Raw genomic sequence first — 8,171 nt, 5'->3', positions numbered from 1 at the left:
GAGTTGCCTGCGCGTCACGGCCACAGTCCTACCGGGTTCCACCCCACGAAGAGGGTAGAACCCAGGAACTGATCACGACATCACACAGGCCCTAGGGCTTCGACCTGCTCGTCGGTGATCCTTCGCGGTGGCCCCGAATACGGTCGATCCGCCAGGCTCTCCAGCCGGTTCGCTGCGAACCGGGACCGCCACTTGCGTACCGTCTCTCGCGAGACACCCAGATCGTCAGCTATCTGACTGGCTCTCGATGCGAGTGACCTGATCAGGACCAGGGTGATCCACGCCGGGCACCATGGGGTTTTCGTAGTCGAACTCCACCTTGCCGAAGGAGTCGCTGGTGATGGGAGGGGGGTCATTGTCAGCGATGATCAGTTGCAAGCGTTCGCCATATGCGTCAGCCAGCGTCCTGAAGCGGCTGTAGATCTCGGCCGCGCGTTGCCGGTCGGAGGCGTTGTTACCGAAGGCCTTGCGCGGTGAATCGATCACAAGGAGCGATGGAACGAGGACCTCGGAGTGGTCGAGCGCGAAGGTAAGGAGCGTGAGGCTGTAGGCGAGGTTGACGGAGGTGGCGATGCCCCCACCGGAGGCTTGCAGGGTCTCGAAGGGCCGTCCGTTGACCACCGGCAGGTAGGTATCGCGGTCGATGACAGCCGAGTCGACCCAGGGCAGGTTCCAGCTGGTGAGCAGTCGACTGAACTCGGTGCTGAGGTCACCGAGCAGAGTCTGGTTGGCCTTGAGCTGCTCGGACTTCTCCCTGATGTCCTTGCTGACCCGCCGGCGGTCGGCCTTGAGTGAGCGGATGTCCGCGTCGATAGTGCGCACCCGTGCCCAGGATTCTCGCAGTTGGGTGATGGCATCAATGCTGGCCTTGAGCGAGGCGACCCGGGAGCTGGCCTCGGCGATGGCGTCGAAGCGTGGGGCAACCGCATCACGGGTCTGGGCGTCGAGCTCTCGGCGCAGGCTAGTGACGGCGAAGCTGATTTGCTGCGACCGCTCCTGGACGGTCTGCAGGTGCGCCTCGTCCGATTGCTGGATCCGCTGTGCGTCCTCAAGCTGCTGTTGCAGGGCCGTGCGTGTCTCTTCGATGGCAGCCGAGTCAATGTCGGCCTCGACTGGCTCAGGTTGGAGACAGACAAGGCAGTGACTGTCCTCGACGGCCCGGGCAGCTAGCGACTGCATGCACCGCGGGCAGACGACGAACTCGAAGGGAGAGAGCTGGTCGATGGCCGTGACCGACCGTGCGAGACGGGAGAGGTCTAGCTGCACCTGAGCGACGACGGCTTGTCGCGCCTCCACGAGGTCGGCGGCCGCGGAAACTTCTTCCTCGGCCTGCCAGGCGGCACGAATGGCGTTCTGTAGCTCGTCACGCAGCGCGGTGTCGACGGCGGTCTGTTCTTCAAGTTCCGTGCGGAGGCTGGCTAGGGCGGACGAAGCCCGCTCCAGAGCGTCGCGCAGCTGAGTGAGTTCGACCCGCAGTTCGTCGTCGCTGCGAGGGTCGGAGGCTGCCAGGAAGGAGCTGACGTTGTCGTACTCGGCGGTTCTGGCCTTCAGTGTGTCCAAGAGTTGGTTCCTGGTGCGCTTGAGCTCCATGAGCACGCTGTCGGTGAGCCCGACCATCAGGCGGAAGAGCTCTCTGCGCTTGGTCTCAAACCAGCTGTCCAGGTGACCGACGACCTGGCGGTCGATCTCGCGTGCCTGGAGGTAGACGTAGGCGTACAGGTCGTTGAAGGTGAGGTTCTGCGGTCGCGCTGCTCCTTCTCGCCGTGCGGCGATCTGTTCGCGCGGGAAGCCAAGCGCGTCCAAGAGGTGGTCGGAGAGCGTGGTGACGCCTTCCGAGGCCCGCAGAGGCAGGGTGCGTTCCAGAACTAGGGACTGTGGATCGAGGAGATCCACGGTGTCTGCGGTGTCTCCCTCAATGGCCCGCCTGAGGACGACGCGTTCGTCGCCGGCTACGACCTCGGCCTGGACCGACAGGACGTGGTCGCGGACCGCCGGGGTGAGCATGGCGCTGCCGCCGAGGGCGTGCTTGAAGAGCATCAGCAGACTGGACTTGCCAGTGCCGATGGGGCCGGTGATCACGGTGGCCGGACGGTCGAAGTGGTAGGTCTGTTCCGCCTCGGCGGTGGTGACGGTCAAGGCCACGATGCGCAGGTGGACGGCCATGTCAGATCTCCGTCCGCCAGGGCCTGTCGACGGCGTCGGGCAGACGGTCGTAGATGAGGTTTTTCAAGGCCGATCCTGACTTGTTGAAATGCCGCTTAAGCAGCTTGATGCGGCTGGCGACAACATCCCACTCCGGCGTTGCGGCAAGAGAGGCCGCCGCGGCGACACCCTGCGGCGTGGCGCGGAATTCGGCTCTGGCGCTGTTGCTGTAGACGATCAGGCCGCGGGCAGCGAGTGAGCCGAGGACGCTGTAGTAGCGCTGGTCCCAGGGCCCGTACTTGTAGCGGGTCATGCGGCTTTCGACCGCGAGGCGCTCGGGTGGTGTGGGGGCGGTTCCTGCCGGCCACGACGCCTCGCCAGCAGGCAGGAGACGTTCCAACATCGCTGGATAGCGCAGCAGAAAGTCGAGTTTGGCGAGCTTGGTCAGGCCGTCGAGCCCCCCTTTGGGGGTGGTGAACTGCGAGATGAGCAGGAGGATGCGCGCCTCGTGATAGTGGCCCTCGCGCTGCTCTGCCTGCCGCCTCTGAGCCCGCATGCGCGCTACGGCGGTCTCGAAGTCGGCGCTGTGGGTCATGAGACTTCCTCATCCGTGTTGAAATTCTCGGAGAAGAAGAAGAGGCACTCGTCGCACAACTGGTATGCCAGCCCTCGCAAATGCAGGTTACTGAGCAAGAACGGCGGCGGCGACTGCAGAGCATCGACCTTCAGCCTCTCAGCCAGCAGATCGTTCATCTTGTTGCCGAACTCGCTGCCCTCGGCGACCTGAGCGCGCGCATGGCGTCGGCACTCGAAGGCCATCTCCAGCACGTCCATGGACAGGTTCAAAAGGTCGGTTTCATCCCCGGCCAGGCCGGAGCGGCGCTCGGACCAGGTCGTGTACCACGCGGAGCGGAGCCGTTCGGCGAACGCCGCCTCGTCCAAGGGAACCAGGCCCCGGCGCAGCTTGCGGCCGAGCTTTACCCCTCCCGGCGCCAGCACGAGCGCCTGGCCGCGTGGGAACGTGGGCAGCTGAACCGACGTGTACGCGATCGCCTGACGAACGATCTCGCGGGTGATACGGCGCCGGCCGATGCGCTGCTGCATCCGCGTGCTGTGACGGACACGGCTCGGGTCGGCAATGTAGACAGCAAGTTGGCTGCGGTCGCTCTCATCACGGTTGGCACGCTCGATCCGATCCACGACGGCCCGGTAGGTGCCTTCAAGGTCGACATGTGCCAGCTGCAGTTGCTCAACAGCAGGCACCAGAAGCCGTTGAATGTTGACGTCGGTGATGTGTGCGCGCTGCGGTGGATCGCAGGAGATCTCCAGGACTGCAAGGAAACGAAGAACCCTCTCCACGAACCCCGTTGGCACCTGGATGTCCGCAAGCTTGCTTACCTGGGGTGTGTCCGGGACGTTGGGGTAGGGCTGTTTCCAACGAACTTTAAGCATCTGGCGGGCGACTGTCTCCGCCATAGAGGACAGCCCGTCCGTGAGTTCCGGCTCCGGGCCGCACATCCGAGCCAGCGTGCCAGCATTACCCTTGATCGGACTCAGCGCCGCGTTCGTCGCCAGTCGGAGACGGACATTGGCGGCACACTCACATGCGCACCAGCGGTCAAAGAGATGGGTCAGGCCGCCGCTCTTGCACAACTCCGTAAGCGACCACGCGCCCTGATTTTCTTCGCGATGCTTGACCGATACAAGTTCCACTGAACCATCGGCCCACGCCACGACGAAGTCCTCGTGCCACTCGCAGACGACGAAGTCAATTGCGTCCTCCGTGAGCATGGCGAGGCACTCTCGGGCGGCTACCTCCGCCTGGTACCGGTAACGGCCCAGCGTGTCCGAGCCGCTGTCTTCTTCCGGAGCCAGTTCGAAGATGGCGTGCGCTGAACCGTCTGAACTCTCTGACTCAGCGGGCGCTCTGGCGCCTTCAGCCCCAGCGCCCATGCCCGCCGTGTCGACCATCGACGCCCCCGATCCGGCCCCGTATTAGGGCACGTCCCCCGCCGCTTCCATCCCAGCACCGGGATGGAAGATCCCTACCTTTATCACACTCCAGCACCATCACGTAACAGTCCGTCGCGACCTGCGATCTGACCGGGCCTTCGTACGCTCGCCTCGGCAAGGACGACGAGCGCTCATCAGGACAGACGCAAAAGACCCTCAGAAGCAGGGAAGCTGTCACAGTCCGGCGAGCCCGCGGACGGTTTCTACGTGATTCATGGCCACGCTCCCCCCCTGCCCAGACGGAGAAGCTGAGGACGTGGCTCTGACACTCCCGATTCGAGTCATGAATCTGGGGACGCCACGGCCGTTCGAACCCGGCTTGATGCCCACCACAGGGATCACGATGCAGCCCTTCTGCCTGTCGGAAGGTCCATGACCGCTTGTCTCAGAGAGACCGAGATCCAAGTCGGGCGACGAAGCCAGGTGCTCAGTGCGAGGTCGGCCTCTCTGAGCCGTTGAACGAGCGGCGCTAACCGTCGTCGGGCATCGCCCGGATCGTGCGTGTCGAGCAGCTTCGCCGCGGTGTCGAGCACCGCACCCGTGGCCAGGCACCCTTGGGGCGGCACGGTGTAGGGCTTGGAGGTCTTCTTCTTGCCCAGAGTGTTGAGCAGGCGCTCAGCCTGCGAGACGCGGGAGGCGTACTCGGCATCGATGGCGGCGGCCAGACAAGGTGTGCTGGCGTGCTCGCGGGCGACGGGCCAGGACCGGAAGATCATCGCGACCGTGGCGCGCAGGTCGGCGAAATAGTGAGGCACGGGGACTGGTGCGCCAGCGCTCATCGCGGTCTCGGGTCCGCTCGCGACGAGCAGGTCAATGAGCTGTCGCTGTACTTGCAGGAGCGCTGTCATGGTGGCCACGTCAGGCGCTGTGGATGGCGGATCCAGCCAGGTCAGGTCAGCTGCGCAGGCTGTTTCGGATCGCTGTGATGTCTGCGCGGCAAAACGGCACTGCCATGGGTGGAGTGTGTCGTCGGACAAGCGCGCGATGGCGTTTGCTGCAGGAGCGAACTGCGCGGGTGTTGCGCAGCGTGGGCATTGGCTCTCGAGAAGGCGTTGGTGCTTGAACGCACAGGAACGTTACGGGGAGCCGCCACAGCCGTCTCCACGCCCCACCGTGGAGATCCTGAATGGCGGCGCGGTCCCCGGTGAGGCATTGCGGACAGTAACGCGTGGAGCGGGTCAGGACCCATGGGTTGTCGTAGATCATTCGCGCTGGGGTACAACGTGGGGTGAGCACGGGGTTCAGAGGCCCGTAGCGGTCTCCGAGCGGGGCGAGAAGCATGCCGCTTACCTCGGCAGGCGTCAGCTGCGTGGAGCGGGCGAATCCTGTGAGGTGTTCGTCGTTCAGGTGGTAAAGAACGCCCAATGGCAGACGGGAGGGCAAACCCGTGCGGCCGGCAATCTCACCGGGTGTCGTACCCAGCCTGTGGGCGAGCCGGAGTACGAATCCGGTGAGGGTCTCGTCGGGCAGCGGATCGAGGCTGCGTGGCAGGGGGCGCATGGTCAGCCGTTTCGCGGGCCGCGGATGTAGGACTCGGAGCTCGAACTGTCCGTTGGTCCCTTCGATACTCCGAGGACCTCCTGCAGCGCGGAGGAAGTGCCAGGAAGGTGGGCAAGATCCAGAAAGGTGTCCCGGTGCAACGCCAGGGCCCTGCCGTAGAGCGGGCCTACAGCCATCTCAGTCCATCTCTTCTCTCGGCCGTCAAGGATGCGTTCGGCGATACCCAGTACTGCACCCATGGTCAGAGGCGATTCCAAGGGCGAGAGCAGCGAGCTGATCCCGTACGGTCTCTTCGATGCGCCTGACGTGCGGCGTCGGCTGTCGCGAAGTCGCTGCTCTGCTTCCCGCCCGATGGCCTGGGCCAGGGCACGTGTTGCCGCAAACCCGCTGGCCTCCGGCCAGGAGGCCAGGATCAGGGTGGAGACGACACGCAGGTCAATGAAGTACTGCGCGACAGACACTAGTTGGCCGCAACTGTTGACTCTCTGAGGCCCGTCAGATGACAACAGCGCATCCAAGCGATGTTGGAGGGCCAGCAGCACGCCGAGGGAGTCCGCGTCGCCCAACGCACGAGGAGGGCGAACACGGGCGAGGTCAGTCCCACAGACCGAGCGTCTTCCCGTGCCCGTGTGCGGTGCAGGAGACGTGGCTCGGCACTGGGTGGGGTGAAGATCTTCCGTGCCTGGGCGAGCGATCAAGCCGTTGGGGGCGAACTGGGCCGGGGCTCGGCACTTGGGGCAGGTGCGGCTCAGGAGTTGCTGGTGTCGCGAACAGGCAAAGACCACCGGAAGCCGCCAGGCCCGTTTCCAGGCGCCTCCGTAAAGGCGTCCCAGCGAAACGTCGTCACCTGCGAGGCATGGCGGGCAGTACTGGGAGGTCCTCATGAAGACCCAGCGGTTGGGGCGACCCAGCTGCTGTGGGCTCGTCCACGGCCGGTATCGGTGGCTCACGAGGCCATATCGATGGCCCATGGGGGCAAGCAGCAGCTTGCTGGCCTCCGCCACAGTCAGGTCTGCCGCGCGTGCCGCCCGGACAAGACGTGGCTTATCCATGTCCGCGAGCAGCCACGGCGAGACGACTCCGGGTGCGGCGTCCATCTCGTCCATCAGCCCCATACGAGACGCGATTTGAGCCGGGGTCGTGCCGTTGTGACGAGCGAGGCGTAGAAGGAAGCCGACAAGGGTCTCGTCGTCGAGCGGGTCGAGGCTGCGTGACAGCCGGCGATGGGTCACCCTTCGGCCGCCGAAGGGGTGCCTCGGTCGTCGTAGACGCTGTTGCGGCCCCTTCTGGGCCTCGGGCCTGGTTTCTGCTTCGGGGCGGTGTCGACGTCGGGGATCTCTCCGGCTTCGGCGTCCCGCCCGTCGTCTCTGCCGGGAACGTTGCCCAGATTGATCGTGATCTCGTCGAGGAGGTCGATAGTCAGGTCCTCCAGGCCGCTCTCCATGGCTTTGACCAGTCCGTCCTCGGCCAGCCGCCGCAGGAGACCGACGATGCCGTGGGTCCGGCGATAGAGGTACTCGGGCATATCGCCTTCGGTCAGCGTGCCCGGGCCAGCGTTGAAGAGCCGGATCTGGTTCTCAATGCCGACGAGATGCTCGACGAATGCCGCGATGCCCGCGTCGCTGCTGTAGTCGAACGGGTCAAGGTTGACCAGATCAAAGCGGCGTTCCGTCTGGGTGGAGGCGTCGGGGTTGTAGCTCTTGCCTTTCTTCAGTGGGGCGTAGACCCACTGTTTGGTGCGGGGGTCGTGCCAGCCCTCCCTGAGCAGTCCGGAGCGAGGGATGTTCACACCGATGAGGACGAGTGTGACGTCCAGGTCCATCAGACCTCGGATCAGGTCGAGAGTGTCCTGGTCGTCCTCCCGGTGCATCTTCAGGCGGGTGATGTCGTCGATCAGCAAGACGGTGGTGGCGTGCGCTTTGATCGATTCGCGGACGTTGCGGATCATGCCGCGCAGGTTCTTGCCGTAGGGGGCGCCGTAGAAGTCGAGAATCGCCTCGCACAGGCCGATCGGGGTCGCTTTGACCGGGGTCTGGCAGTAGGCGACCGGTGCGATCAGGTCCCGGGTCCCAGGCATCGGGTCGAGGTAGTAGGCGGGGTACCGCTCGAACAGGTCGCGCCAGGTGTCCTCGAACTCGGCAGCGGTCCGGCAGGCAGTCTCCGTTTTGCCCTGGTAGCCACCGCCGTTGATCATCAGTCCGTCGAGAGTGCTCGGGCCGATGCGCATTGCGTTGTTCTGGATACGAGAACGCATCAGCGTGGTGACCACCGCGCTCATCGGAGTCTCTTCCATCCGCATGTTGACGTGTGTGGCCGCGCGGTGCAGGTCGTGCAGCGACCTCTTGCGCGGGCTCAGCAGTCGGTACTCAGCCAGGGAGATCTTCTTGACCGGCACGAACAGATCGCGTGTCCTGCGGAACTCCTGCCAGCCCTCGTAAGTGGTCCTGTCCGGCCGGGGGCCGAAGCGTAGAAACGGCACGGGCTCGTCCGGTGCCTCTGGGAACCGGTCGCTCATC

8 protein-coding genes are annotated in these 8,171 nt (G+C 64.9%); all 8 read right to left on the bottom strand.

What is annotated here, in order from left to right; translation table 11 throughout:
• Positions 1-80: 80 nt before the first annotated feature.
• A complete protein-coding gene (locus ACZ45T_RS33345; RefSeq protein ID WP_468447879.1) occupies positions 81-221 on the bottom strand; it encodes a helix-turn-helix domain-containing protein in 141 nt (46 codons plus the stop codon).
• 4 nt (positions 222-225) lie between these two features.
• The gene (locus ACZ45T_RS33340; RefSeq protein ID WP_468447872.1) at positions 226-2,163 is read right to left on the bottom strand and encodes a hypothetical protein; all 1,938 of its coding nucleotides are present in this window, start codon (positions 2,161-2,163) and stop codon (positions 226-228) included.
• Position 2,164: 1 nt separating this feature from the next.
• Positions 2,165-2,737, bottom strand: a complete 573-nt coding sequence (locus ACZ45T_RS33335) for a hypothetical protein (protein ID WP_468447871.1) — start codon at positions 2,735-2,737, stop codon at positions 2,165-2,167.
• The gene (locus ACZ45T_RS33330) at positions 2,734-4,113 is read right to left on the bottom strand and encodes a dsDNA nuclease domain-containing protein (RefSeq protein WP_468447870.1); all 1,380 of its coding nucleotides are present in this window, start codon (positions 4,111-4,113) and stop codon (positions 2,734-2,736) included. The genes ACZ45T_RS33335 and ACZ45T_RS33330 overlap by 4 nt, the downstream gene beginning before the upstream one ends.
• Positions 4,114-4,493: 380 nt before the next feature.
• Positions 4,494-5,003 carry a hypothetical protein gene (locus tag ACZ45T_RS33325; protein WP_468447869.1) on the bottom strand — a complete coding sequence of 170 codons (510 nt, stop codon included), beginning with the start codon at positions 5,001-5,003 and terminating at the stop codon, positions 4,494-4,496.
• 46 nt (positions 5,004-5,049) lie between these two features.
• Complete coding sequence (locus ACZ45T_RS33320) at positions 5,050-5,655, bottom strand: TniQ family protein (RefSeq protein WP_468447868.1); 606 nt, start codon at positions 5,653-5,655, stop codon at positions 5,050-5,052.
• A gap of 2 nt (positions 5,656-5,657) precedes the next feature.
• Positions 5,658-6,887 (bottom strand): TniQ family protein, encoded by a 1,230-nt coding sequence (locus ACZ45T_RS33315; protein WP_468447867.1) that lies wholly within the window; start codon positions 6,885-6,887, stop codon positions 5,658-5,660.
• Positions 6,884-8,170, bottom strand: coding sequence for an AAA family ATPase (locus ACZ45T_RS33310; RefSeq protein ID WP_468447866.1), 1,287 nt, complete (start codon positions 8,168-8,170; stop codon positions 6,884-6,886). Before ACZ45T_RS33310 ends, ACZ45T_RS33315 begins: the two co-directional genes overlap by 4 nt.
• Between the last annotated feature and the right edge of the window lies 1 nt (position 8,171).

It is taken from the genome of Streptomyces sp. NPDC030995 (assembly GCF_055571215.1).
The sequence above is the reverse complement of the archived record's forward strand: the minus strand, read 5'-3'. Positions and strand labels throughout refer to the sequence as shown.

Bases quoted from the DNA above. Each gene is read 5' to 3' on its own strand.
- ACZ45T_RS33310 (WP_468447866.1), bottom strand. From the start codon at position 8,170: ATGAGCGACCGGTTCCCAGAGGCACCGGACGAGCCCGTGCCGTTTCTA.
- ACZ45T_RS33320 (WP_468447868.1), bottom strand. From the start codon at position 5,655: ATGCGCCCCCTGCCACGCAGCCTCGATCCGCTGCCCGACGAGACCCTC.
- ACZ45T_RS33340 (WP_468447872.1), bottom strand. From the start codon at position 2,163: ATGGCCGTCCACCTGCGCATCGTGGCCTTGACCGTCACCACCGCCGAG.
- ACZ45T_RS33335 (WP_468447871.1), bottom strand. From the start codon at position 2,737: ATGACCCACAGCGCCGACTTCGAGACCGCCGTAGCGCGCATGCGGGCT.
- ACZ45T_RS33330 (WP_468447870.1), bottom strand. From the start codon at position 4,113: ATGGTCGACACGGCGGGCATGGGCGCTGGGGCTGAAGGCGCCAGAGCG.
- ACZ45T_RS33325 (WP_468447869.1), bottom strand. From the start codon at position 5,003: ATGACAGCGCTCCTGCAAGTACAGCGACAGCTCATTGACCTGCTCGTC.